This is a genomic window from Amycolatopsis sp. NPDC089917, assembly GCF_040684635.1.
Lineage (GTDB): Bacteria > Actinomycetota > Actinomycetes > Mycobacteriales > Pseudonocardiaceae > Amycolatopsis.
Map to the genome: position 1 here is coordinate 17,026 of NZ_JBFBGL010000022.1, position 24,445 is coordinate 41,470.

24 protein-coding genes are annotated in these 24,445 nt (G+C 69.4%); 14 read left to right on the forward strand and 10 right to left on the reverse strand.

Features of this window, described 5'->3' with window-relative positions; genetic code table 11:
- Positions 1 to 119: 119 nt before the first annotated feature.
- Positions 120 to 551, reverse strand: a complete 432-nt coding sequence (locus tag AB0N89_RS17920; RefSeq protein WP_364205642.1) for an RpiB/LacA/LacB family sugar-phosphate isomerase — start codon at positions 549 to 551, stop codon at positions 120 to 122.
- A gap of 60 nt (positions 552 to 611) precedes the next feature.
- Between AB0N89_RS17920 and AB0N89_RS17925 the strand changes: the two genes are divergently transcribed.
- Positions 612 to 1,241, forward strand: a complete 630-nt coding sequence (locus tag AB0N89_RS17925) for a TetR/AcrR family transcriptional regulator (RefSeq protein WP_364205644.1) — start codon at positions 612 to 614, stop codon at positions 1,239 to 1,241.
- Here the strand turns inward: AB0N89_RS17925 and AB0N89_RS17930 are convergent.
- Both AB0N89_RS17930 and AB0N89_RS17935 read right to left on the reverse strand, forming a co-directional pair.
- Positions 1,238 to 1,759 carry a DM13 domain-containing protein gene (locus AB0N89_RS17930; protein ID WP_364205646.1) on the reverse strand — a complete coding sequence of 174 codons (522 nt, stop codon included), beginning with the start codon at positions 1,757 to 1,759 and terminating at the stop codon, positions 1,238 to 1,240. The genes AB0N89_RS17925 and AB0N89_RS17930 overlap by 4 nt on opposite strands.
- Before the next feature lie 58 nt (positions 1,760 to 1,817).
- Complete coding sequence (locus AB0N89_RS17935; RefSeq protein WP_364205648.1) at positions 1,818 to 2,843, reverse strand: medium chain dehydrogenase/reductase family protein; 1,026 nt, start codon at positions 2,841 to 2,843, stop codon at positions 1,818 to 1,820.
- Between the two features lie 169 nt (positions 2,844 to 3,012).
- Between AB0N89_RS17935 and AB0N89_RS17940 the strand changes: the two genes are divergently transcribed.
- Positions 3,013 to 3,879: a bile acid:sodium symporter family protein gene (locus AB0N89_RS17940; RefSeq protein WP_364205649.1), complete on the forward strand. Its 867-nt coding sequence runs from the start codon at positions 3,013 to 3,015 to the stop codon at positions 3,877 to 3,879.
- A 14-nt stretch (positions 3,880 to 3,893) separates the two neighbouring features.
- Positions 3,894 to 4,712: an alpha/beta hydrolase gene (locus AB0N89_RS17945; protein WP_364205651.1), complete on the forward strand. Its 819-nt coding sequence runs from the start codon at positions 3,894 to 3,896 to the stop codon at positions 4,710 to 4,712.
- A 352-nt stretch (positions 4,713 to 5,064) separates the two neighbouring features.
- On the opposite strand, the gene AB0N89_RS17950 is transcribed toward AB0N89_RS17945, so the two are convergent.
- A complete protein-coding gene (locus AB0N89_RS17950) occupies positions 5,065 to 6,393 on the reverse strand; it encodes an aspartate aminotransferase family protein (RefSeq protein WP_364205653.1) in 1,329 nt (442 codons plus the stop codon).
- An 87-nt stretch (positions 6,394 to 6,480) separates the two neighbouring features.
- Here AB0N89_RS17950 and AB0N89_RS17955 point away from each other — a divergent pair, with 87 nt between their 5' ends.
- Complete coding sequence (locus AB0N89_RS17955) at positions 6,481 to 7,377, forward strand: LysR family transcriptional regulator (RefSeq protein WP_364205655.1); 897 nt, start codon at positions 6,481 to 6,483, stop codon at positions 7,375 to 7,377.
- On the opposite strand, the gene AB0N89_RS17960 is transcribed toward AB0N89_RS17955, so the two are convergent.
- The gene (locus tag AB0N89_RS17960; protein WP_364205657.1) at positions 7,298 to 8,524 is read right to left on the reverse strand and encodes an MFS transporter; all 1,227 of its coding nucleotides are present in this window, start codon (positions 8,522 to 8,524) and stop codon (positions 7,298 to 7,300) included. The two genes, AB0N89_RS17955 and AB0N89_RS17960, sit on opposite strands and share 80 nt — an antisense overlap.
- A 64-nt stretch (positions 8,525 to 8,588) precedes the next feature.
- Between AB0N89_RS17960 and AB0N89_RS17965 the strand changes: the two genes are divergently transcribed.
- Together AB0N89_RS17965 and AB0N89_RS17970 are read left to right on the forward strand one after the other, a co-directional pair.
- A complete protein-coding gene (locus tag AB0N89_RS17965; protein ID WP_364205659.1) occupies positions 8,589 to 8,960 on the forward strand; it encodes a MerR family transcriptional regulator in 372 nt (123 codons plus the stop codon).
- Positions 8,961 to 9,048: 88 nt separating this feature from the next.
- Positions 9,049 to 10,188 (forward strand): Gfo/Idh/MocA family oxidoreductase, encoded by a 1,140-nt coding sequence (locus AB0N89_RS17970; RefSeq protein ID WP_364205660.1) that lies wholly within the window; start codon positions 9,049 to 9,051, stop codon positions 10,186 to 10,188.
- Here the strand turns inward: AB0N89_RS17970 and AB0N89_RS17975 are convergent.
- A complete protein-coding gene (locus tag AB0N89_RS17975) occupies positions 10,185 to 10,928 on the reverse strand; it encodes a GAF and ANTAR domain-containing protein (RefSeq protein WP_364205662.1) in 744 nt (247 codons plus the stop codon). The two genes, AB0N89_RS17970 and AB0N89_RS17975, sit on opposite strands and share 4 nt — an antisense overlap.
- Before the next feature lie 84 nt (positions 10,929 to 11,012).
- Positions 11,013 to 12,908: a translation factor GTPase family protein gene (locus AB0N89_RS17980; RefSeq protein ID WP_364205664.1), complete on the reverse strand. Its 1,896-nt coding sequence runs from the start codon at positions 12,906 to 12,908 to the stop codon at positions 11,013 to 11,015.
- A gap of 257 nt (positions 12,909 to 13,165) precedes the next feature.
- On the opposite strand from AB0N89_RS17980, the gene AB0N89_RS17985 reads away from it, so the two are divergent.
- The 4 genes from AB0N89_RS17985 to AB0N89_RS18000 all read left to right on the forward strand — a co-directional run bounded on the left by AB0N89_RS17985 (position 13,166) and on the right by AB0N89_RS18000 (position 18,645).
- Positions 13,166 to 16,750: a discoidin domain-containing protein gene (locus tag AB0N89_RS17985; RefSeq protein WP_364205666.1), complete on the forward strand. Its 3,585-nt coding sequence runs from the start codon at positions 13,166 to 13,168 to the stop codon at positions 16,748 to 16,750.
- A 115-nt stretch (positions 16,751 to 16,865) separates the two neighbouring features.
- On the forward strand, positions 16,866 to 17,483 hold the full coding sequence (locus tag AB0N89_RS17990) for a TetR/AcrR family transcriptional regulator (protein ID WP_364205668.1): 618 nt from the start codon (positions 16,866 to 16,868) through the stop codon (positions 17,481 to 17,483).
- On the forward strand, positions 17,480 to 18,370 hold the full coding sequence (locus AB0N89_RS17995; RefSeq protein ID WP_364205669.1) for a diiron oxygenase: 891 nt from the start codon (positions 17,480 to 17,482) through the stop codon (positions 18,368 to 18,370). The genes AB0N89_RS17990 and AB0N89_RS17995 overlap by 4 nt, the downstream gene beginning before the upstream one ends.
- 17 nt (positions 18,371 to 18,387) lie before the next feature.
- Positions 18,388 to 18,645 carry a hypothetical protein gene (locus tag AB0N89_RS18000; protein ID WP_364205671.1) on the forward strand — a complete coding sequence of 86 codons (258 nt, stop codon included), beginning with the start codon at positions 18,388 to 18,390 and terminating at the stop codon, positions 18,643 to 18,645.
- Between the two features lie 60 nt (positions 18,646 to 18,705).
- Here AB0N89_RS18000 and AB0N89_RS18005 read toward each other — a convergent pair whose 3' ends face one another.
- Positions 18,706 to 19,464, reverse strand: a complete 759-nt coding sequence (locus AB0N89_RS18005) for a trypsin-like serine protease (protein WP_364205672.1) — start codon at positions 19,462 to 19,464, stop codon at positions 18,706 to 18,708.
- 202 nt (positions 19,465 to 19,666) lie between these two features.
- Complete coding sequence (locus AB0N89_RS18010; RefSeq protein WP_364205674.1) at positions 19,667 to 20,386, reverse strand: trypsin-like serine protease; 720 nt, start codon at positions 20,384 to 20,386, stop codon at positions 19,667 to 19,669.
- Positions 20,387 to 20,866: 480 nt separating this feature from the next.
- Between AB0N89_RS18010 and AB0N89_RS18015 the strand changes: the two genes are divergently transcribed.
- Positions 20,867 to 21,829 carry a hypothetical protein gene (locus AB0N89_RS18015; protein WP_364205676.1) on the forward strand — a complete coding sequence of 321 codons (963 nt, stop codon included), beginning with the start codon at positions 20,867 to 20,869 and terminating at the stop codon, positions 21,827 to 21,829.
- A gap of 18 nt (positions 21,830 to 21,847) precedes the next feature.
- On the opposite strand, the gene AB0N89_RS18020 is transcribed toward AB0N89_RS18015, so the two are convergent.
- On the reverse strand, positions 21,848 to 22,261 hold the full coding sequence (locus AB0N89_RS18020) for a VOC family protein (RefSeq protein WP_364205677.1): 414 nt from the start codon (positions 22,259 to 22,261) through the stop codon (positions 21,848 to 21,850).
- Between the two features lie 82 nt (positions 22,262 to 22,343).
- On the opposite strand from AB0N89_RS18020, the gene AB0N89_RS18025 reads away from it, so the two are divergent.
- The 3 genes from AB0N89_RS18025 (at position 22,344) to AB0N89_RS18035 (ending at position 24,430) form a co-directional block, all read left to right on the forward strand.
- On the forward strand, positions 22,344 to 23,213 hold the full coding sequence (locus AB0N89_RS18025; RefSeq protein WP_364205679.1) for a sigma-70 family RNA polymerase sigma factor: 870 nt from the start codon (positions 22,344 to 22,346) through the stop codon (positions 23,211 to 23,213).
- Between the two features lie 3 nt (positions 23,214 to 23,216).
- Positions 23,217 to 23,588 (forward strand): VOC family protein, encoded by a 372-nt coding sequence (locus AB0N89_RS18030; RefSeq protein ID WP_364205681.1) that lies wholly within the window; start codon positions 23,217 to 23,219, stop codon positions 23,586 to 23,588.
- A gap of 113 nt (positions 23,589 to 23,701) precedes the next feature.
- Positions 23,702 to 24,430 (forward strand): class I SAM-dependent methyltransferase, encoded by a 729-nt coding sequence (locus tag AB0N89_RS18035; RefSeq protein WP_364205683.1) that lies wholly within the window; start codon positions 23,702 to 23,704, stop codon positions 24,428 to 24,430.
- Positions 24,431 to 24,445: the final 15 nt, after the last annotated feature.

Consider the following 24,445-nt stretch of genomic DNA (forward strand, 5'->3'; position numbering starts at 1 on the left):
TGCGGGAGACGGTACGTGGTCTGGACCAATATGGGAAGCATCACTACGCAGAGTGGTGATTTTCCTGCGAACGGCCTAATACGTTCGACAGCGTTAACCGTTCACAGGTTCGGTGCCGCTCAACGGCGGAATTCGTCCATTTCGCCGAGCCTGGCGATATTCGCCGATTCGTCGGCGTCCGGAGCGATACCGGAAAGGAACACCTCGGTGATTTCGACGGCGACGTCGGGTGAGAGCCGTTTCAGGCTCAGTGCTAGCACGTTCGCGTCGTTCCACTTGCGCGCCCCCGCGGCGATCCAGGTGTCCCAGGCCAGTGCCGCGCGCACGCCGGGGACCTTGTTGGCCGCGATCGCCGTGCCCGTCCCGGTCCAGCACATCACCACGCCGAAGTCGGCCTCGCCGCCGGCGACCGCCTTGCCCACCGCGGCGCCGAGTTCCGGCCAGAGTTCCGATGTCGCCGGGTGGATCACCTCGTGACCGGCCTCGGCCAAGAAGGCCTGGACGGCGTCCGTGGTGGCGTTCCGGTCGTCGGCGGAGAAGGCGATCCTCATGTCCGGATCGTAACGCCGCGTCAACAGGTGACGAACCGGAAGTCATGGGAGGATCGCGTCGTGGACTCGTCTGCGGAGGAGCGCCAGGTCCAACGTGACCAGGAGATCGCCAGGACACGGATTCTCGACACCGCCGCCCGCCTCGTCGGCGAGACGGGCTTCGCGCGGCTCAAGATCGGCATGATCTGTGCCAGGACAGGCTATCCGAGCGGCGTCGTCTACCAGCTGTTCGGCTCGAAGGAGACGCTGGTGCAGCGGCTCGTCGAGTTCGCCGCGGAGAAGTTCGCCGACGCCTTCAGCGCCGCCGTCGCCACCCGCACCGGCGGGCTGACACCCGGCCCCATGGACATGCTGCGCGCGTTGCTGGACATCTTCTTCGAGCTGCTCACCGACATGCCGCCGCTGAACAGGGCGTTCGTGGTGCTGTGGACGGACGCGACCGTCGGCGACCCGGCGGTGCGGTCGGCGATGACCGAGGCCGACCGCCGGTACCGGTTCGCCATCGCGCAGACCGTCGCCGCCGGGATCAGCGACGGTTCCATCTCCGGTGTCCGCGACCCCGACGCGTACGCGGCGGCGCTGGTCGGACAGCTGCGGGGGATCGCCGTGGCCGTGATCATCGATCCCGGCGGAATCGATCTGCGCGCCGTCCGCGCGGAGATGGAATACGCCGTGGACCGGCTCGCCTAAACGGGTTTGGTCAACTCGGCCGCGCCGAAGGAGACGTCGAACCGGTCGCACCAGATGGTCACGCTCGAATAGCGCGCCAGATCGGTGCCCGCCGGCAGGGGATAGTTCTGGCTTCCCTTGTTGCCCTTCAGTTTCCCGGCGCTCACGTGCGCGCCGTCGTCGAACACGAACCAGCCGTCCTTGCCGGGGAGCACCGGCGCGTCGGTGAGCCAGACCCGCAGGTCGGGGCCGTTGCTCGTGTCGAGATTCTCCAGGCGCAGCACCAGTGACCCGTCGTCCGCGCGCAGGATCCGGACGCTGCCGCTGGTCTCGTGCTCATGGCTCGTCAGTTCCCCGGTCGCCACGATCGTGGGCTTTTTCGGGGCGGGCACGGCACTTTCGGTGGTGTGCGCGACAGGAACCGCCTCTTGGACCGTCTCGTTCACCCAGAGCTTCCACGGCTGGAACCAGTAGAGGCCCGCGGCCACCGCCACCACCAGCCCCGCCGCCAGGACGGCGAGCACCCGCTTGCGTTTCATGGGGTCATTCAACCGCGCGAACCGTCCGGATCGCCGGGTTCGCGCGGTTACCGAACCCTTACGGCGTGAGCACCACCTTGCCCGCGACCGTCCCGGATTCGGCCAGCCGCAGGGCTTCCGCGACCCGGCTCAACGGCAGCCGCGCCGCGACCTGTGCGGTGATCGCGCCGTCCTTCAGCGCGGCGAAGACCTGGGTGAGGTCTTCGCGCAGGCGGGCGCGGAACCGGTTCTTGGCGAAGGAGCGGCCGGCCCAGACGTTGAAGAAGTACGCGTTGCGGCCGTTCGGCAGGCTGTTCCACACCATCACGCGGGCGAGGATCTTGAGCACGGGCAACTGCTTGGAGCCTTCGTCGTCGCGGGTCGCGGCGCTGCCGTAGGAGACGAGGGTGCCGCCGCGGGCGAGCAGTTTCCACGACGCGGGCACGCTGGCGCCGCCGACGTGGTCGAAGACCGCGTCGACACCCTCGGGTGCGAGTTCGCGGACGCGGGCGGAGATGTCTTCGGTCCGGTAGTCGATCGGCATGACTCCCCAGCGCCGCAACGCTTCGTGGTGCCGTTTCGACGCCGTGCCGATCACCTGGACGCCCGCCTGCGCGGCGAGCTGGACCAGCAGCGAGCCGACCCCGCCGTTCGCGCCGTGGACGAGGATCGTCTGCCCGGCGCGTACGCGGGCCTTGCGGTGCAGCATCTGCCAGGCGGTGATGCCGTTGACCACCGCGGTTTCGGCCTCCTCGGCGCCGAGGCCGTCCGGGACGGGCACGACGTCCGCGGCGTCGAGGACGACGTGGCTGGCCCAGCTCCCGACCTTCGTCAGCGCGGCGATCCGGCGGCCCGCGAGTCCGCTGTCGACGCCGTCGCCGGTGGCCAGCACCGTGCCGACCAGGTCGTAGCCGGGGACGAAGGGGAAGGGCGGCTGGTCGTAGTACTTGCCGCGGCGCATTTGCTGCTCGGCGAACGAGACCCCGGTCGCCTCCATCGCGACCACGACCTGGCCCGGACCGGGGGCGGGGAGCGGGCGTTCCCGCAGCTCCAGACCTTCCGGCTCGACCTTGCCCGGCAGTACCACCTCGGTCAGTGTGTTCATCTCGATCTCCTTGAGTGCCTGTTGTGTTCGTTAGAAGCTGTAACCATAGTGAGCACTGCTCTCGGAATTGTCAAGCGGGGTCACGGCTGCGTTTCGGTGTCTTGACCGGGTTCCCGCCGCTTGACACCATTGCCGCTCTGAAAAGGGCATATCGGACGGAGGCCCCACGATGGGTTCGGCGATGTTCTCGATCTTGTTGCCCGTCGCGCTGGCGCTCGTCATGTTCGGACTGGGGCTGACCCTGACCGCCGGCGACTTCACTCGGGTGCTGAAGTACCCGAAGGCCGCCGTCATCGCGTTGGTGTGCCAGATGATCGTGCTTCCCGCGATCTGCGTCGGCCTGATCCTGCTGTTCGGTCTCGAAGGCGTCCTCGCGGTCGGGATGATGCTGCTCGTCGCGTCGCCCGGCGGGACTTCGGCGAACCTGTTCAGTCACCTCGCCGGTGGCGACGTCGCCCTCAACGTCACGCTCACGGCGATCAACTCCGTGCTGGCCGTGTTCACGCTGCCGCTGGTGGTCGGCCTGTCGATGGCCGGGTTCCTCGACGGCGGCGTCTCGGTCGGGCTCCAGCCCGCCAAGTTCGTGCAGGTGTTCGCGATCGTGCTGATCCCGGTCGTGATCGGGATGGCGGTGCGGAGCCGGTTCACCGGCTGGGCCGAGCGGATGCGCAAACCGGTCAAGATCGGGTCCGCCGCGGTGCTCGTGCTGGTGATCGCGGCCGCGATCGCGCAGGAGTTCCGGACCCTGGTGGACAACATCGGGACGCTCGGGCCGGTGGCGCTGGCGCTTTCCTTGCTCAGCCTCGCGATCGGGTACTTCGTGCCGCGGCTGTTCCGGGTGGACCGCGGGCAGTCGATCGCGTCCGCCATGGAGATCGGCGTCCACAACGCCACCCTCGCTATCGCCGTGGCGATCTCCGTCCTCGGCGACAAGACGATGGCAGTGCCCGCCGGGATCTACGGCGTGCTCATGTTCTTCCCCGCCGGGATCGCGGCACTGGTGTTGTCCCGCGCCAAAGAGACCGCGCGGGTCTGAGTTACGTTGGGGGCGTGCGGCGTTCCCCCATCGGAGAGATCCTCGACGTGAACGGCGTGCCCGTGCACGTCCGCCAGGACGGCGCCGGGCCGCCGGTGCTGTTGCTGCACGGGTACTGCGGGTCGGTGCACTGGTTCGACCGGCTCACCCTCGGCCTGTCCTCGGCGCACCACGTGATCCGCGTGGATCTGCTGGGGCACGGGTGCACCGGCGGTTCTTCCGGTCTCGACCCGGTGTCGCAGGCACGCGTGATGGCGGGGGTCATCGAGGCGCTGGGCGTCGAGGACGTTCTGGTCGCCGGTCATTCCTTCGGCGCCGATGTCGCACTCGCGCTGGCCGAGATCTCGCCGCGGGTCAAGGCCTTGGTGCTGATCGGGCAGGCCCCGGACTACAGCTACGCGTCGTTTCCGCCCGGAAGTTCGGTTCTGCTGCCGATGGCCAGTGCGCTCGTGCGCATGGTGGCCCGCCGGCGGTGGATCCGGTTCGCTTCCCGGTTTCGCCGGGCGAGCTGGTTCGAGGATCCCTTGCAGGACTTGGCCGATCACGCCGTCACGGCCCCCGAGATGGCCAGGGTGGTGCTCGTGGACCGTGCGCGACGTCTCGCGTTTAGTCCTCTCGATGCGCAAGTGGTGGCTTTGGGGTTGCCGTGCCTGGTGATTCTCGGGCGGCGGGACCGCTTTTACGACTGTGACAAGACTTCCGCCCGGTACTCGGCGGTGGGGGCTCGGGTGGAGGTCGTGGAAGGCGTCGGCCACTCGCCGTTCCTGGAGCGGCCTGCCGAGGTGGCTCGGCTCTTGCGGGAGTTCAAGGTCGTGAGTGATCCGGGTCGTTAGAGCCGATCGTGTCTCGAGTACCTACGGTCCGGCGGTTTTCGTGTGACCGCACGGACGACACACGTGACTGGGTGGACGGCTCGCGTGATCAGACGGACGGCACGCGGCGGGACTCGGGTCGCCGCGTGTCGTCCGTCCAGTCACGTGTGTCGTCCGTCTGATCACAGGTGCCGTCCATCCGGTCACGCGAAAGCGAGGCAGAGGTGTCGTGCTCGACCGCTCGCGTGCCTGCCGGGGTCCGGGTGTCGCGAAAGCCACTTTCAGGACACCCGACGTCCCGAAAGTGGCTTTCGCGACGTTGAGCCCTGTCCGGAGCACCCGACCGAGCGCGACGGCCACCACCTGTACCCACTCACTTAGCAGCGTCCCCGATGGCCTGCTCCAGCACTCCCAGCCCCTCCGCCAGTTCATCCTCGGTGGCCGTCAACGGCGGAGCGATCCGGAAAACCCCGCCCATCCCCGGCAACTGCACGATGTTCATGTGCAGCCCCAGTTCGAGACAACGCCGCGTGACCCGCGCGCCCAGTTCGTCGGAGCTCTGCTTCGTGGAACGGTCCGCGACGAGTTCCACGCCGACCAGCAGGCCCCGGCCGCGGATGTCGCCGACGACGTCATGGCGATCGGCGATCTCGTCGAGTCCGCGACGCAGGAAGGCGCCCAGTCCGGTCGCGCGTTCGTCGAGGCGGTCGCGGGTGAGGACGTCGAGCACGGTGTTCCCGACGGCCGCCACCAGCGGGTCCGCGACGTGCGTGGTGAAGAACAGGTAGCCGCGGTCGTGCGCCTCCTGCTCGATCTCCGCGCTCGTGATCACCGCCGCCAGCGGCAGCCCCGCGCCGAGCGTCTTGGACAGCGTCAGGATGTCGGGGACGACGCCGTCGCGCTCGAAGGCGTACCAGTTCCCGGTGCGGCACAAGCCGGTCTGCGCCTCGTCGAGGATCAGCAGCATCCCGCGTTCACGACACTTCTCTTGCAGGGCGGCGAAATAGCCCACCGGCGGTTCGATGATCCCGCCCGAGCTGAGAATCGGTTCGACGATGCAGGCGGCGAGGCTGCCGACGGACTGGGCGTCGATCAGCTCGAACCCGAAGTCCAGCTGACGCCGCCAGTCCAGTTCCCCTTCCGCCGTCAGGAAGTCCGGACGATAGGAGTTCGGCGCGGGGATGGCGAAGTTGCCCGGCGCGGTCGGGCCGTAACCCTTGCGGCCCGCGCTGTAGGTCGCGTTCGCCGCCGCCTGCGTCATCCCGTGCCACGACCGGGCGAACGACACGATCTCGTGCTTGCCCGTCACCAGCTTCGCCATCCGGATCGCGGCCTCGTTCGACTCCGCGCCGGTGGTCAGCAAGAGTGTCTTTTCCAGCGGTGACGGCAAAGTCTCGGCCAGCCGCCGGGCGAGGTCGACGACGGGGCGGCTCAGCATCCCGCTGAACAAGTGGTCGAGCGAGCCGATCTGCCGCCGGACGGTCTCGACGATCTCGGGATGCGAATGCCCGAGGATCGCGCTCATCTGCCCGGACGTGAAGTCGAGGATCCGCCGTCCGGACTCGGTGAACAGATAGCTCCCGGCGGCGTGGTCGATGATCTCGCGGGTGAAGTCGCCGGCCCCGGCGTAGCGCACGAGGTGCCGGTCGGCGTCGGCCCAGAAACGGTCGGTGGTGGACAGTTCGGTGGTCGGAGCAGCCATGCTTCGACGGTAAAGCGGATCCGAGTGACACGTCCAGCTCACAATTCCGGCTGTGCTGTTCGGCTGATCCGTACAACAATGGACCTCATGCTCAACCCTTGGAGGCTCGGCCTGCTGAGCCGGCTGGACACGCTCGGCACCGTCCGCGCGGTCGCGAAGGCGGCCAACATGAGCGCGTCGAGCGTGTCCCAGCAGCTCGCGGTCCTCGAAGCCGAAACCCGCACCCAGCTGCTGGAACGCACCGGCCGCCGCGTCCGGCTGACCCCCGCCGGGCTGATGCTGGCGCGCCGCGCGCGGGCGATCCTCGACCACATGGACACCGTCGAGGCCGAGTTGCGCGCTCTCGGCGAAGCGCCCGCGGGCCTTGTCCGCCTCGGCGCCTTCCAGAGCGCGATCCACACCATCGCCGTCCCCGCGGTGACCCGGCTGGCCCGCTCGCATCCGCAGCTGGACATCGAACTTCTCGAACTCGAACCGCACGTGAGCATGCCCGCGCTCCGCGTCGGCGACGCCGACGTCATCGTCACCACCACGGACTTCGTCGAACAGCCTCTCGGGCCGGACGTCGACCTCGTGCCGCTCGCGACCGACCCGATCGTGCTCGTCGTCCCGCCCGGCCATCCGGCCGCAGGCCGGGGTCCCGCCGACCTCGCCGCCTACGCGAGCGAACCCTGGGCGTTCGACATCCCCCAGTCGTACATGGCGAACCTCGCCACCCGGCTCTGCCGCGAGGCGGGCTTCGAGCCGCGCGTGGTCGCGCGGTTCAGCAACTACATGATGACCTTGCAGCACGTCGAAGCCGGGCTCGCGATCGCGCTCCTGCCCGGCCTCGCCGTCGACAAGCGCTACCGTGTCGCCACCCGCGAGCTCGCGACGCCGGTCAACCGGTCCATCACCGCCGCGATCAGGCGCGGGTCCGCGCCTCGCGCCGCTGTCGACCTGGTGCTCGAAGCGATCCGGAGTCATCCCGAACTGCCGCTGTGAACCCGTGCCGCCGCGCCACCAGCACCACGGCCAGCGTCGGCGCGAGCAGCACCAGGACGCTCCAGGGGAACGCCTCGGCGCCGAAACCGTCGAGGAGGACGCCACCGGCGATCCCGCCGCCCGCCATCGCCGCGTTCCACAGGGTGACCAGCATGGCCTGCGCGATGTCCGCGGCGCCGCCCTTGTCGCCCGCCTGCGCGGCGGCGGTCTGGAGCAACGTCGGGACGCCGCCCCAGCCGAGCCCCCACAGCGTCACCGCGACGTAGACCAGCGCCGGATTCTCTCCCAGCAGAGCCAAGATCGTCGCTCCGAGCGCCACGAGAAGGGTGCCCGCGACGGTCAGCGGGCGCAGCCGCCGGTCGATGAGCACGCCGACGAACCAGATGCTGACCATCGACGCCACCCCGAACACCAGCAGGATCCGGTCGACCGAACCGCCCATCGCGACGTGCCCGAGGAAGGTGGCGATGTAGGTGTAGAGGATGTTGTGCGCGAGCACGAAGGTCAGCGTCACGAACAGGACCGCGGCGACACCGGGGACGGCGAGGGTCTTGCGCACCGGAAGCCTGCCGCCCTTGTCCTGTCCCGGGAAGTCGGGGACGGCCAGCGCGATCCAGCCGAGCAGGCCGAGCGCGAGCGCGGACATGATCGCGAACGTCACCTGCCAGCCGAAGACGCCGCCCAGGAACGTTCCGGCGGGGATGCCGAGTGAGAGCGCGAGCGGGATGCCGGTCATCACGACGGCGATCGCCTTGCCCTGGACCGGTTCCGGCGCCAGCCGCCGGGCGTACCCGGTCAGCAGCGCCCAGACCACGCCCGCCGCGATCCCGGCGACGAACCGCGCGCCGAGGGTCAGCGGGTAGTTCGTGGACATGGCCGTGACCGTGTTGGCGACGGCGAAACCGGCCACTCCGGCCAGGAGCAAGCGTTTGCGGCGCCAGCCCGCGGTCGCGGCGGACAGCGGGATCGCGGTCAGGGCGGTGCCGATCGCGTACACCGTCACCAGCTGGCCGGTCGCCGCTTCGCCGACGCCGAGACCGGCGCTCATCGCGGGCAGCACGCCCGCGGGCAGTGCCTCGGTGAGGACGGTGACGAACGCCGCCGTGGTCAGCGCGAGGAGTGCGCCGAGGGGGAGTTTCGGAGTCATGATCCGTATGCTCGAACCATCACATAGATGTGAAGGTCAAGTCGGCCGGGGTGAGGTGGCGCACATGCGGATCGGGGAGCTGTCGGAGCGGACGGGGACGTCGCGACGGTTGCTGCGTTACTACGAGGAGCAGGGGCTCATCATCTCGCGGCGGCGGGCCAACGGCTACCGCGACTACGACGAGCCGTCCGTCGACAGGGTCATCCAGGTCCGCGGGCTGCTCGACGCCGGGCTGCCGACCCGGATCATCAAGCAGATCCTGCCGTGCCTGGACAAACCCCGGCAGATCTACTTCCCGGACGCGACCAGCGAGATGCTGGAAACCCTGGAGGCCGAGCGCGACCGCATGACCAGGCGCGCGGAATGCCTGCTGCGCAACCGGGACGCCATCACGGAGTACCTCGACGCCGTCCGAGCCTACGACCCGGCGTCCTGAGCCGGAGGGACATTCCTCGCACCGGGCTTGACAGTACGAGAAAGCGCTTTCAGGATGAGGGCAGGAAAGCGCTTTCAAAGGAGAACGGATGATCACGCGGAAACTCGGCGTCGTGATGAACGGCGTCACCGGGCGGATGGGCTATCGGCAGCACCTGGTGCGCTCGGTCCTGGCGATCAGGGAGGCGGGCGGGGTCGAACTGTCCGACGGATCACGGGTCCAGCTGGAGCCGGTCCTGGTGGGGCGCAACGCGGACAAGCTCGAAGAGATCGCCACGCGGCACGGGCTGACCCGCTGGACCACCGACCTCGACGCCGCCCTCGGCGACGACGATCTCCCGCTCTACTTCGACGCGCAGCTGACCGCCGTCCGGGAGAAGTCGATCGTCCGCGCCATCGACGCGGGCAAGCACATCTACACCGAGAAGCCGGTCGCGGAGTCGGTCGAAGGCGCGCTCGCGCTGGCCCGGCACGCGGAGGCCGCCGGAGTCAAGAACGGCGTCATCCACGACAAGCTGTATCTGCCCGGTCTGCTCAAGCTGAAGCGGCTGATCGACAGCGGCTTCTTCGGCCAGATCCTCTCCGTGCGCGGCGAGTTCGGCTACTGGGTCTTCGAGGGTGACTGGCAGGCCGCGCAGCGTCCGAGCTGGAACTACCGAGCCGAGGACGGCGGCGGCATCGTCGTCGACATGTTCTGCCACTGGAACTACGTGCTGGAGAACCTCTTCGGCGCCGTCAACGCCGTGACCGCGAAGGCCGTCACCCACATCCCGGAACGCGTCGACGAGAAGGGCGAGCGGTACGCCGCCACGGCCGACGACTCCGCGTACGCGATCTTCGAGCTCGAAGGCGGGATCATCGCCCAGCTCAACTCGTCCTGGTGTGTGCGGGTCCACCGCGACGAACTGGTGGAGTTCCAGGTCGACGGCACCAAGGGCAGCGCCGTCGCGGGCCTGCACAAATGCGTCATCCAGCCGCGGGAGGCCACGCCGAAGCCGGTGTGGAACCCGGACCTCGCCGAGACGCAGGCGTACCGCTCGCAGTGGCAGGAAGTGCCGGACAACGAGGACTTCGGCAACGGTTTCCGCGCCCAGTGGGAGCAGTTCATCCGTCACGTCGTGGAGGACGCGCCGCACCCCTACGACTTCATGGCAGGGGTGCGGGGCATCCGGCTCGCGGAAGCCGGCCTCGAGTCCTCACGCGAGAACCGCCGGATCTCGCTCGGCTAGCGCCCGAAAACCGTCCCCGGGTCCTCGGCGATCAGCACCGAGATCTCCCGGATCTTGCGGTTCGTGTGCTGGGACGCCTCGGTGAGCCACCGGAAGGCTTCCTCGGCGTTCAGTTCCAGACGTGCCATCACGATTCCCTTCGCGGTGGCGATGGCGTCCCTGGTCTCCAACGCGGCGACCAGGGTCTCCGCCTGCCTTTCGGCGGCGGCCCAGCGGGACGCGGTGAGGATTATCGCCGAGATCGCCGAGGTGAACATCGCGACGAGGGCCGCCTCGACCGGGTCGAAGGCGTTCTCCTTGAAGCTCCAGACGTTGAGCGCGCCGGACAGCGGCTCGGTTTCCCGCCGCCTGACGTGGGAGCCGTCGGGGACGAACAGCGGGCAGGCCAGCGCGGTCCGCACGCCGAGCTGTTCGGCGGCGGTCGCGAACTCCGGCCAGCGGTCGGCGGCGTCGACGTCGAGGCGGGTCCGGACGATCGTCCCGCTCTCGGCGGCCTTCAGGCAGGGGCCCTCGTCCGCGCTGTACTGCGCCTTGTCCAGCGGGAGCAGGGACTCGTCGGTGGCGGCGACGGTGCTCGGCTCGTCGTCGGAGTACAGCGTGACCGTGGCCGCGTCCGCGCCGGGCAGCAGCCCGACGACCTTCTTCGCCACCCGTTCCAGCAGCTCGTCGCGGGGCTCGTCGAGCCGCATCGACTCCGTGAGCTCCCGCAACGCCGAAGCGGTGTCGCGAAACTGATCCATCGTGTCCCTTTCCGCCGGACGGCGTATTTCGCCGACCCCCAGAAAATACTCGCCCCGGACGCGCCGTCGTTCGCCAAGACGTCGTCAAGACACTGACCGGTTCGGGGGAACCGGCTGGTGACCCGCCGGTTCGGCGGTCATCGACCCCTCACCGCGGGTGACCCCGGGCAGCTGCTGCTCGAACCGGGCGACCTGGCCCGTGGGCAGCACGCCCGTCAGTTCGGCCCGGTCGCCGCGCGCCCCCGAGCCGGTGACGGTCCCACCGCATTCGACCAGCTTGGAGAGCGTCGTGGTCACCGAGTCGGCGGGCAGTTCCACCTCGATCCGGCTCACGGGTTCGAGCACCTCGGTCCCGGCCTCGCGGAGCGCTTCCTCCAGCACGAGCGGCGCGACCTTGCGGAAGTCGCCCGCCGCGCTGACCGGGCTGAAATAGCCGGTGTGGGTGACGGTCACCACGCAGTCGATCACCTCACGGCCGGCCGGACCCCGCCGCAGCGTCGCGTCCACGGTCTCCTCGATGGCCTTGTGGAAGGCGAGCGGGAGGGATCCGAGTTCGACGTCGAGGCCGAACGTCAGCCCCGAGCCCGGCGCGCCGGGCTCGACCCGCAGCCCGAGCGTCGCGTAGTGCGGATTCCGCCTCTCCGTGATGAGCCACACCGACGACCCTGCGCCGGTCAGCCGGTCGACGCAGACCGGCCGGGTGAGGCTGAACCCGACGTCCAGGCCGTGCTGCGCGGCCAGGGTCTCCGCGATGATCTCCTTCTGCACCTCGCCGTAGAGGCGCACCGAGATCTGCCGCGTCTCGTCGTCCTGCCGGACGGTGATCAGCGGATCCTGTTCCGCCAGCTCCTGCAGCGCGGCGAACACCGACGGCGTCTGCGCGGGGCGCGTGGGACTGACCACGGTTTCCAGCGCGGGCGGCGGGAACTGGGTGGAGGCGCCCTCGGCATCGGGGACGCCGACGTGGTCACCGATCCGGATCTCCTTGAGCCCGGTGACCTTGGCGATCTGCCCGGCCCTCGCTCGCCCCTCGACGGTGTCGTCGCCGAGTTCGAAGACGCGTACCGCGCTCACTTTCGCCTCCGTCGTGACGAGCCCGCCCGGGCCGCGGCGGTGGAACTCGACGTGGTCCCGTGCGCCGATCTCGCCGGAGAACACGCGGAGGTAGGCGATCTTTTCGTGCGCGCGGCCGCGTTCGATCTTGAACACCGAGGCGCGCAACCGGTCGTCCGGCGCCGGTTTTCCCGCTCCGGCAAGGAATTCGCGGATGCCGGCGGTCAGTTCGCCGATTCCCTCGCCGCTGCGCGCGGAACCGAAGAAGACGGGCGAGACGACGCCGAGCCGGGTCTGGCGGACGATCTCGGCGCGGTAGTCCTCGGGCGTCACGGTGTCTTCGAGGTACGCGGCGAGGAAGGCATCGCTGTGCTCGGCGAGCTGCTCGGCCAGCCAGGGCGACGGCGAGACCGCGCGTGGCCGGACCTTCGCGTCCGCCGTGCCGACGCCGTCGACTTCGGACAGCGGCACGCAGGCGATGCCGAGGCGTCCGGTGAGATCGGCGAGGAGGCTGTCGTCGCGTGCGCCCGCCCGGTCGATCTTGTTGGCGAAGACCAGCACGGGGATCCGCAGCCGCGCGAGCGCGCGCATGAGCACGCGGGTCTGCGCCTGCACCCCCTCGACGGCGGAAACGACGAGGACGACGCCGTCGAGCACCCGCAACGCGCGCTCGACCTCGGCGATGAAGTCCGGGTGGCCGGGCGTGTCGATCAGGTTGACGCGCAGGTCGTCGACGCGGAAGGACACGACGGCCGAGCGGATGGTGATGCCGCGACGGCGTTCCAGCTCCATCGTGTCGGTGCGGGTGTCCCCGGCGTCGACGCGGCCGAGGGTGCCGATGGCACCGGTGTGATGGAGCAGGCGCTCCGTCAGGCTCGTCTTACCGGCGTCGACATGGGCGAGGATCCCGATGTTCAGGTACGTCATGGATGAACGGCTCCAGGGCTGTCGAAAGGTCCGTACGACTGGGGAACTCGACAGCTCGGCGCACGCCGTTCTCCTTCTCTCGGGTAGCACCTGGACGGCCGGACGTTAGCAGCGTGTTTCCGGCCGGTCACGCGATTTAAGGCCGGGCGTTGACTTGACGCGCGCCATCGGCTGTAATTCTTGGACATTTCAGCGCAAGAACATGACAAGAGTCAGGAAGATCCCGCTCAGTCCCCGCACCGGAGCAGAGGAATGTCATGAGAACGAAGCGCCTTCTGTCGCGCGCGATGACGTACGCCGCCTTGTCCCTCCTTCTGGCTCCGCCCGCCATCGCGGCGAGCGAGCCCCCGGCCCCAGCCGCCTCCGTGACCCCCGCCGCCGTCGAAGCCGCCGACGCGACGTACACCGCCAGTAGTCAGCTGGCCGGCTACGCGGCGTCCAACGTCGGGGACGGCGACCAGGCCACCTACTGGGAAAGCGCGAACAACCAGTTCCCGCAGTGGGTCCAGGCCGATCTCGGCGCGGCCACGGACATCGCCCGGCTCGTGCTGAAATTGCCGCCGGGCTGGGAAGCCCGCACCCAGACCTTCTCGGTGCAGGGCAGCGCGAACGGCACGGGTTTCAGCGATCTCGTGCCGTCGGCCGTCCACCGGTTCGACCCGGCGACCGGCAACACGGTCGCCCTCGACGTCACCGGGAACACCCGTTTCGTGCGGCTGAACATCACCGCCAACACCGGCTGGCCCGCCGCCCAGCTCTCCGGGTTCGAGGTGCACGGTCCGGCGGGCGGGGACACGCAGCCGCCGTCCGCGCCGGGGAATCTCACTTATACCGAACCTTCGAGCGGCGTGATCCGGCTCAGCTGGTCGGCGTCGGCCGACAACACCGGCGTCGCGGGCTACGACGTCTACGCCAACGGGCAGCTTCGCGGCAGCGTCGCCGGGGACGTCCTGACCTACACCGACGACCAGCCGGAAAGCGCGACCGTCGCGTACTCCGTCCGCGCCCGCGACGCGGCGGGCAACCAGTCGCCCAGCAGTGGCACCGTGACCCGGGCCGGCACGCGGGCCGGGACGAATCTTGCGCTGGGCAAGCAGATCACGGCGTCCTCGGTCCAGCACACCTACGTCGCGGCCAACGCGAACGACGACTCCGTGACCACCTATTGGGAGGGCGCGGCGTACTCGAATCTGCTGACCGTGGCGCTCGGGTCCAACGCCGAGCTGGACCGCGTCGTGGTCAAGCTCAACCCCGATCCCGCTTGGGGACAGCGGACGCAGGCGATCGCCGTCGAAGGACGTGACCAGGGCGCGACGGCGTTCACCGCGCTGGCGCCCGCGCAGACGTACACCTTCACTCCGTCGAGCGGCAACACCGTGACGATCCCGGTCAGCGGGCGCGCCGCCGACGTCCGCCTGCGGATCACCGCCAACTCCGGCGCTCCCGGCGGTCAGGCGGCGGAGTTCCAGGTCTTCGGCGTCCCCGCGCCGAACCCCGACCTGACGGTCTCGGGTGTGTCCTGGTCGCCGCGGAATCCGGTGGAGACCGACGCGATCACCGTGTCGGCGACCGTCCGCAACGGCGGGACCGCGGCTTCGGGCGCGACGGACGTCAACCTCTACCTGGGCACGGCGAAGGTCGGCACGGCCCAGGTCGGCGCGCTCGCGGCCGGAGCGTCGGCGACGGTGTCGGCGGACATCGGCACCCGGGAGGCGGGCAGCCACCAGGTCACCGCGAAGGTCGACGAGGCCAACGCCGTCATCGAGCAGGACGAGGGCAACAACTCCTACACCGGTTCGACGGCGCTCGTCGTCAGCCCGGTGCAGAGTTCCGACCTCGTCGCGGCCACGGCGTGGTCGCCGGACAACCCGACGGCGGGCGACACAGTGACCTTCAGTGCGACGGTGCGCAACCAGGGCACGGTCGCTTCGGCGGGCGGCGCCCACGGCGTCACGGTGACGATCACCGACCAGAACGGCGCCGTCGTCAAGACACTCAGTGGCGCGTACACCGGCGCGATCGCGGCCGGGGCCACCGCGCCGCCGGTGAACGCCGGCACCTGGACCGCCGGGAACGGCCGGTACACGGTGAAGACGGTCGTCGCGAACGACACCAACGAACTCCCCGCCAAACAGGCCAACAACACGAGCACGCAGGCGCTGTTCGTCGGCCGCGGCGCGAACATGCCCTACGACCTGTACGAGGCCGAGGACGGCGTGGTCGCGGGCGGCGCGTCCGTGATCGGCCCGAACCGGAAGATCGGCGATCTCGCGGGCGAGGCGTCGGGCCGCAAGGCCGTCACGCTGAACTCGACCGGCTCTTCGGTCGAATTCACCACCCGCGCGGCGACGAACACCCTGGTGACCCGGTTCTCCATGCCGGACGCCGCCGGTGGTGGCGGGCAGAACTCGACGCTGAACGTCTACGTCGACGGCACGTTCCTCAAAGCCATCGACCTCACTTCGCGCCACGCCTGGCTTTACGGCCCCGAAGCCTCGCCGCAGAACTCACCGGGAGCCGGTCCGGCGCGGCACGTCTACGACGAGGCCAGCATGCTGCTCGGCACCACCGTGCCCGCCGGGCACAGGATCAAACTGCAGAAGGACGCGGGCAACGGCCTGAACTACGCGATCGACTTCGTGAACTTCGAGCTCGCCACGGTGACCGCGAACCCCGACCCGGCGCGCTACGCCGTCCCGGCCGGGTTCACGCAGCAGGACGTGCAGGCCGCGCTGGACAAGGTCCGCCAGGATCCGAACCTCACCGGCGTCTTCCTGCCTCCGGGGCAGTACCCGATGACGAACAAGGTCACCGTGTACGGCAAGCCGGTCACCGTGCTCGGCGCCGGGCCGTGGTTCACGAAGTTCACCGCGCCCGCCGGGCAGGAGAACACCGACATCGGCTTCGGCGCGCAGGCGAGCGCGAGCGGTTCGACGTTCGGCGGGTTCGCGGTATTCGGGAACTACACCTCCCGCAACGACGGGCCGGGGAAGGTCTTCGACTTCACGAACGTCTCGGACATGACCATCGACGACATCTGGGTGGAGCACCAGATGTGCCTGCTCTGGGCGACCAATGTGGACAACAGCACGGTCAAGAACTCGCGGATCCGCGACACGTTCGCCGACGGCGTCAACTTCACCAACGGCAGCACGGGGAACCGGGTCACCGACAACGAGGCCCGCTCGACCGGTGACGACAGCTTCGCGCTGTTCGCCGCCACGGACCTCAACGCGGGCAACCAGTACGACAACGTGTTCGAGAACCTGACCGTGCTGCTCCCGTGGCGGGCGGCCGGGCTCGCGATCTACGGCGGGTACGGCAACACCTTCCGGAACCTGTACATCGCCGACACGCTGACGTACTCGGGGATCACGATCAGCTCGCTCGACTTCGGCTACCCGTTCCTCGGGTTCGGCCCGCAGCCGACGACCGTCCAGAATGTCTCGCTGGTCCGCGCCGGCGGCCATTTCTGGGGGCAGCAGACGTTCCCCGCGCTCTGGATGTTCTCCGCCTCCAAGGAGTTCCGGGGCATCCGGGTGTCCGATGTGGACATCCAGAGCCCGACGTACAGCGGCATCATGTTCCAGACCAAGTACACCGGCGGCCGTCCGGAGAACCCGGTCGAGGACACGGTGCTGGCGAACGTGTCGATCACCGGCGCGCGGCGCAGCGGCGACGAGTTCGACGCGAAGTCGGGGATCGGGATCTGGGTCAACGAGCTGCCGGAACCGGGGCAGGGCCCGGCCGTCGGCGCGGCGACGTTCACCGGGCTCACCCTGAGCGACAACGCCCAGGACATCCGGAACACGACGAGCACCTTCACCCTCACTCGCAACTAGCGCAGCCCGGTCCGTGAAGGACTCCTTGAGGGACCCAGGGTCCCTCAAGGAGTCCTTCACGGACTTCCGGCGAAAGATCGTTGCTGAAGTGCGGAATCCGTGCTTCACTCCTTGCGTGCCGTACCGACGTACCGAGAAGACGCAGGCCAGGCTGGACTCGCAGCGAGGCGAGATCCTGGCCGCGGCCGTCGCGCTCCTGGCCGAGACCGGCTACGCGGGTTGCTCGATGGCCGCGGTCGCGGCGCGGGCGGGCGTGGGCACCGGCAGCGTGTACCGGCAATTCCCGTCCAAGGCCGACCTGGTCGTCGAGGTCTTCCGCGAGGTCGTCTCCCGCGAGGTCGCCAGTGTCGAAGCGGCCGCGGCGCAGGGCGACGTCCGCGAGCGCGTGGTCAGGGTGATCGAGACCTTCGCGGGCCGGGCCTTGAAGGCGCCGCGACTCGCGTACGCGCTGCTGGCCGAACCGGTCGACGCCGTGGTGGAGGCCGAACGGCTGGTCTTCCGCCGCGCCTTCCGCGAAGTCATCGCTCACGCCATCGCCGACGGCGTCGCGAGGGGCCTGCTGCCCCCGCAGGACGCGGAAGCGACCGCCGCGGCGCTGGTCGGAGCGGGGGCGGAAACGCTGGTCGGCCCCCTGGCCGGGGACGGCGGCCCGGACACGATCGCGCATCTGGTCACGTTCACGCTGCGCGCGCTGGGCGGCTCTGAAAGCACGGATCCGAGGAGGTCGTCATGACCGCGAACACCGAAAGCGAACGCGTCGCCGAGCGCCTGCAGCGCTCCTCCGCACGGCTTTCCTACGACCCGGACGTCGACGTCGACTGGCTGGCGCCGCTGGTCGACGGCGCCTACGGCAAGTCGCCGGAACGCTGTTCGCTGTACGGCACCGAGTTGTGGGACCGGCTCGACGAGGACCAGCGCGGTGAGCTGAGCCGTCAGGAGGCCGCGGCCGCGGCGGCGTCGGGCATCTGGTTCGAGCTGATCCTGATGCAGGGCCTGGTGCGCCACGTGTACAACAGCGACCCGACGACGCACAACGCCCAGTACGCGCTCACCGAGATCGCCGACGAATGCCGTCACAGCACCATGTTCGCCCGCTCGATCGAGAAGAGCGGCGGCGTCGTCCGTCGCCCGAGCCGCACGGCGCACCGGGCGGGCAAGGTGTTCGGCGCCGTCTGCGGTCCCGCGCTGCTGTTCGCCGGAGCCATCTACGTCGAGGAGCTGGCCGACGGCATGCAACGCGAGATGATGCGTGACGACAGCCTGCAGCCGATGATCCGGATGATCTCCCGCATCCACGTCATCGAAGAGGCCCGCCACATCAGCTTCGCCAAGGACGAACTGGGCCGCGCCTGGGCCCGTCACGGCCGGATCGGCCGCGAGCTGATCCGCTGGGCGATCGCGGGGATGGCGTACGTCGCGACGTCGGAACTGTTGCACCCCAAGGCGTACACCTCCGTCGGCCTCGACCCCCGCGCGGCCCGCCAGGTCGCCGACGCGAACCCGCACTGGCGTCGCACGAAGGCTTCGTGGGCGGCCAAAGCCGTCGAGTACTTCACCGAAATCGGCCTCATCGGCGGCCCGAGCCGACGGCTCTGGCGCCGTGCCGGCGTCCTCGACTGAACAAGGAAGGCAACTCCATGTCCGCACGCACCGGCAAGGTCCTCGGCCTCGGCATCGCCGCGACCGGGCTCGCCCACTTCGCCGCCCCCGCCGCCTTCGAACCCGTGACGAAGATGGCCTTCGCCGACGACATCCGCAACTGGACCTACCGCAACGGCGCCACCGAACTCGCCATCGGCCTGGCGATCGCGGCCCGCCCCACGCGGAAAGCCGGCGTCGCCGGCCTGGCCGTCTACGCCGGCTGGCTGGCGAAGCGGGTCCTCGCCCGGAGCTAGGAGATCGATCGAGGGCGGGCCGCCCGCCGGCGTGGATCGGCAGGCGGCCCGCCCTCGCCGTCAGACCCCGCTGGTCTGACGGATCCAGTCACGGCCCGCCGCGACGCTGCCGTAGCTGGTGGTGCTGGACCGGTCGCTGGTCGAGCAAACGCCGACCTGGACGCCGTCGTCGATCATCGGACCGCCGGAGTCCCCGCCCGCGACCGCGCCGTTCGGGGTGTCGGCGTCGATCGCCGGGCCGCCGTAGTTGTCCCGGGCGCTCGTGTCGGAGATGCGGACCGTGGCCTGCTTGAGCACCTTCGACTGGTGGTCGCCTTCGTGATCGGCCTGGGTCGCGCCCCAGCCGTACACGCGGGCGGAGTCGCCTTCCTGAGCGTCGGACGTGCTGCTCGCGAGCCGCGCGAAAGTGCTTCCGCCGTCGGCGTTCAGCTTGATCAGGGCGAGGTCGCCGCCCGAGTACAGGTAGGTCGCCGAAGCCTTGGCGTGCACGCCACCGGAAGCGCTGTTGGACCCGATGTAGAGGTCGATGTCCTTCAGGCGCTGCCCGTTGTTGTCGTACAGGCAGTGCTTCGCGGTGAGCACCCAGCGCGAGCTGATCAGCGTGCTGGTGCAGAAGAACGTGTAGCCGTTGGCGTGGCCGTTGAACCGCGCGATGTAGCCGGGGTTCTGGGCGGTGCTGCCACCGATGATCGACGGTGCGGCACCGGGTGTGGTCGGGGCGCTCGCCGCCGCGGGTGCCGCGGCAAGGGTCGCGAACGCGGCACAGGTACCGGCGAGAAGGGCGATGGCACGGGCGACGCTGCCGGTGTTCTCACGCATGGGGACTCCTCGGAAAACGCAGGGGAGGGGGACGCTTCAAACGTATTCGGACGAGGTCTCCCGGGAAATCCGCGAAAAGATCCGAGCCGGTCAACGGGAAAGAACAGTTCTTTCGGAGGATTGCGCGGCGCGCGATTGTCCAAAATAGACGGAAAACGGCACGCCCCGGTGACCGGGGCGTGCCGTTTTCCGTGTTCGGTACTCAGAGACCGGTCTGCTGCTTGATCCAGCTCAGGTGCTGGGCGATGCCGGTGTAGAGGGTGCTGGTGGCGCATTCGCCGCCGTTGTCGCCGGGGCCGTGCGTCTCCCCGACCAGGGTCCAGCGTCCGGTGGTGCCGACGACCGCCGGTCCGCCGGAGTCGCCGTGGCAGGCGGAATGCGTACGGTCACCGGAGATGCAGACGTCACCGGCGCCGCCACCGCCGGCGTAACAGGAGCTGCTGGCCAGCACCCGGAGGTCGATCTGGCGCAGCGTGGTCGGCGTGCTGCAGCTCGGCCAGCTGGTGCAACCCCAGCCGAGGAGCCGTGCGGTGGTGTTCGGCGCCGGGTTGCTCGTGGCCATCGGGACCGGGGTGGACCGGGCGGCCGTGGACAGGTGCATGAGGGTGAGGTCCGTGCCGGGTTTGGTGACCCGGCGGTCGATCCTGCCGACCTCGCCGCCGGAGTTCTTGTTCGTCGAACCGATCCGGCCCTGCGACGCGCTGCCGCAGTGGTTGGCCGTCACGATCCACTGGGGTGCGACGAGGCTGCCGCCGCAGCCGTTGCTGAGCGAGACCATGAAGCTGTAGGTCTCCGTGGCGGTGCCGCCCCCGATGATCGAGGGCTGGACACCCGAGTCCGTCTGAGCGTTCGCGATTCCGGGCGTGGACACCGCGAGTGCCGCCGCCAGGATCCCGAGAGCGACTGAAGCCAGTTTTCGCATGGTTGCTCACAATCGGGCGGCAAAGCCGCCTGGTGGTCGTGGATGAGCGAGGGGGATGGGGAAACCGGCGGACGTGCTCGATGCCGGGTCGATCCAAGATGTCCGAAAACGGGAGCGACGGAATACCTTCCTAGGTAGGGAGATGAGCGTCGCGGATCGTTCCGCCCTGGGCCGGGCACACGGAACCCCGTCCTGCCTCGCCGTTTCCGTATGCCGGGCGCGGGCGCGGAGGAAAGCCCGGAACGTTCACGCCCGGGGAGTGGGAGCACGGCGGCGGGAAATCGTGCCGACGGAATTGTTTTCTCCGAATTGTCCGAAATCCGGTCATCGCCGAAAGGTTCGCGCCCGGGGATTATGTGCGCCGGATAGGGAAATCCGCGTCAACGGAACAGGACAGTACTTTCTGCGGATTGCGCTTCGGCCGAAATTACGGTCAAGATCACCGCGGAAGCCCGTTCGGGGATAGAGGTCGAGAATCCGATGTCGCTGTTCGCCGTCACCCCTGGTGCGTGTGCCGATGAGGAACTGGCGCGCGTGCTCGCCACCGGGCCCTTCAGCAAGGCGTTGTCGCGGGCCATCGACCGCAGCGGGCTGGGACTGGGCAGGGTGAAGGAGCGGCTCGCCCGAGCGGGCGTGTCGATCAGCACGACGACGCTGAGTTATTGGCGGACCGGGCGGACGCGGCCCGAGCGCCCCGAGTCGCTGCGCGCGGTCGGCCTGCTGGAGGAATTGCTCGGTCTTCCGCCGAAGTCGTTGCTCGATCTGCTCCACCGGCCGGAAGACGACTGTCCCGCGCTACGCCGCGTGGTCGGCTGGGACCGGCTCTGGGATCCGCGGGAACCGGTGCTTTCCGTGCTGCACTCGTTCGAGTCGGCGGACGAACCTTCCGTCGTCCTGCTGAGCCTGCACGAGTCCTTGCACGTCGGCGCCGACCGGACGCTGACCCGGCTGCGCGTGCGGGAGGTCGTCCGCGCCACCGACGAACCGGTCCAGACCAGGGTCGTGGTCCTGCGCGGCTGCGCGCCGGGAAGCCCGCCGAAGCTGGTGGCGACCCGCTACTGCGTGCCCGGCCGCACCGAGGTGCTCACCGACCAGGCGCTCGTCGTCAGCGAACTGGTGGCGAACCGGATGCTCGCGCCCGGTGAGACCGCGATCTTCGAATACGAATTCGAGTACACCGACAGCGTGCCCGACGACCGCTACGATCGCCGATTCCGCCACTCCGTGCCCGAACACCTCCTGGAGATCCACTTCGCTCCGGGCGCCCTGCCGGAAAGCTGCCACTCCTACCGGCTGGACCACGTCTCGGGTCCGGAGCGGGACGTCGCCGACGTGCCGCTCTCCCCGCTCTCGCCGTCACTCACTTTCGCCACCGCCGTCACGCCCGGGATCCGGGGGATGGCCTGGACCTGGCCTGCCGAGTCCGGCAGGCCAGGCATTTAGTCCACTGTGGACGTCGGCTCATTCCGCGTAGAGCTGATCCGTTCCCTGGGCGCTGTAGCCGAGGCTCCAGATGTAGCCGTCCGGGTCCGCGAAGGTGCCGCCGTAGCCGCCCCACGGCAGAGCGCCGGCGGGCTTGAGGACGGTGGCGCCCGCCTTCTCGGCTTCGGCGATGATCTCGTCGACGCGCTCTTCACTGCGGACGACGTAAGTGAGGACCAGCCCGCCGAAACCACTGCCTTCCGGGCTCGTGCCCACCTGCTCGGCCAGGCCTTCGCGCCGGTAGAAGCCGACGGGCGACGCTCCGTCCGACTCGAAGAACACCGAGACGCCGTAGTTGTTCTTGATCTTCCAGCCCAGGCCCTCCGTGTAGAACCGCTTGGCCCGGTCCATGTCCTCGACGGCGAGGAGGATCGAGCTGACGTGCGCTTTCATTCCCTGTCTCCTTCGTGCTGTCACATCGGCGTGGCGTCGCCGGTCAATCGGAATGACAGGTCCGGACGGAGGAATGTGACAGATGGCCGAACAGGACTGGCTGACCGAGCGGTTCGCCGAACACCACGATCGCCTGCGGGCGGTGGCCTACCGGATGCTTCGTTCCGCCGGTGACGCCGAGGACGCGGTGCAGGAGGCGTGGCTGCGGGTCAGCCGCGCGGACACCGGGCAGGTGGAGAACCCGGGTGGTTGGCTGACCACGGTCGTCGCCCGGGTCTGCCTGAACATGCTCGAGGCGCGCCAGGTCCGGCGGGAGGAGCCTGCCGGAGCGCTGCCACCCGATCCGGTCGCTCCGCGGCAAGGTCCCGAGGACGACGCCGTGCTGGCCGACTCGGTCGGGGTGGCGTTGCTGGTGGTGCTGGACACCCTGACTCCCGCCGAGCGGCTCGCGTTCGTCCTGCACGACGTCTTCGCCGTGTCCTTCGGCGAAATCGGCGAGATCATCGACCGCTCCCCGGCGGCGGCCCGGCAACTGGCCAGCCGGGCCCGGCGGCGGGTGCGGGGAGCGGCCGCCACGTCCGATGCCGCGCGCTCCCGGAAGAGAGAGGTCGTCGGCGCGTTCCTGGCCGCCTCGCGTGACGGGGACTTCGCCGCCCTGCTCTCGCTGCTCGACGCGAACGCCGTGCTCGTCGCCGACCCGGCGGCCGTGCGGATGGGCGCGACCGCCGAGGCCCGCGGCGCCGACGCGGTGTCAGCCGTCTTCGCCGGGCGAGCCCAGGCCGCCCGGCTCGCCCTGGTGGACGGTGTCCCGGCCGCGGTCTGGGCGCACCGAGGCCGGCCGCAGGTCGTCTTCGAGTTCGCGGTCACCGACGGGAAGATCACCGGCATCGAACTCCAGGCGGATCCGGCTCTCCTCGGTGACCTCGACGTGGTCTATCTCGGTGGCGAGTGACACGTGGATCTCAGACTCTCGCGCTGCGCTCTCACCGTCCACGACCTCGACGAAGCGATCGGTTTCTACCGCGACGTGCTCGGCTTCGAGATCCGTGACGACGGACAGGCTGTGAGTGTCGGCCCGCCGTCCCAGCCGGAGCTGCGGATCGTCCTCGCACCGCCGGACATGCCGGGGGATCGGCTGCTGGGCAGGCTCACCTTCGTGACCGGCGACTGCGACGCCACCTTCGAGCACATCGAGGCCACCGGTGCCGAAGTGATGCAAGAACCCATCGACCGACCCGGCGGTGTCCGCGACTGCGCGTTCCTCGATCCGTCCGGGAACATGCTGCGGTTCAGCCAAAAACGCGTTGTGGACACGCCTCCGGGCTGACTAGGGTGCGGGCGGCCAGGTCCGTCCACGAGGAGGAGGTGTGCAGCACATGCGCACAAGTGTCGAGCCGTCGAACCCGATTTCGACAGTCACCCTCTCGAAAGGCCTCGCACTTGAACCGCGAACGGATCTCACGCATCGCCCACACTGATCACCCGATCAAGGCGCCGCTCGACGACACCTCGGTCGACCGCCTGCTGGCAGCGGCACTTCCCCGAGGCGACGAACGCGTCCTCGACCTCGGTTGCGGCACCGGGGAATGGCTGCTGCGCGCCTTGGCCGCCCGCCCGGGCCTGCGGGCGGAGGGCGTCGACATCTCCGAGGACGCCCTGCGCCAGGCTCGCCGTGCCGCCGATGACCGCCTCGTCCTGCACCACCAGGACGCCGCGGGTTTCGCTTCGGCTGACCGCTTTGATTCGGTGATCAGCGTCGGCGCCACCCACGCTTTCGGCGGCCTGCTCCCCACGCTGGCCGCGGCCCGACGGCATCTGGCGCCCGGCGGCCGCGTCCTGATCGGAGACGGGTTCTGGGAACGGAGCCCGTCCCCGGAAGCCGTCGAGATGCTGGGGGAGGGCACCGACCTGGCCACCACCGTCGATCGCGTGGTCGCCGACGGCTGGACTCCGGTACACGGGCACGTCAGCACCCGTCACGAACTGGACGCCTACGAATGGTCCTGCTGGGGATCACTGGCCTCGTGGGCGCTCGACCATCTCGCCGGCACGGGCAGCACCGAAGCGCTCGCGATGGCGAACCTGCGCCGGACCGAATGGCTCCACGTCTACCGGGACAGTTGGGGATTCGTGTCCCTGGTCCTCGCCCGGACCCCCGGCGAGGACTGACCGGACGGCAGGGGT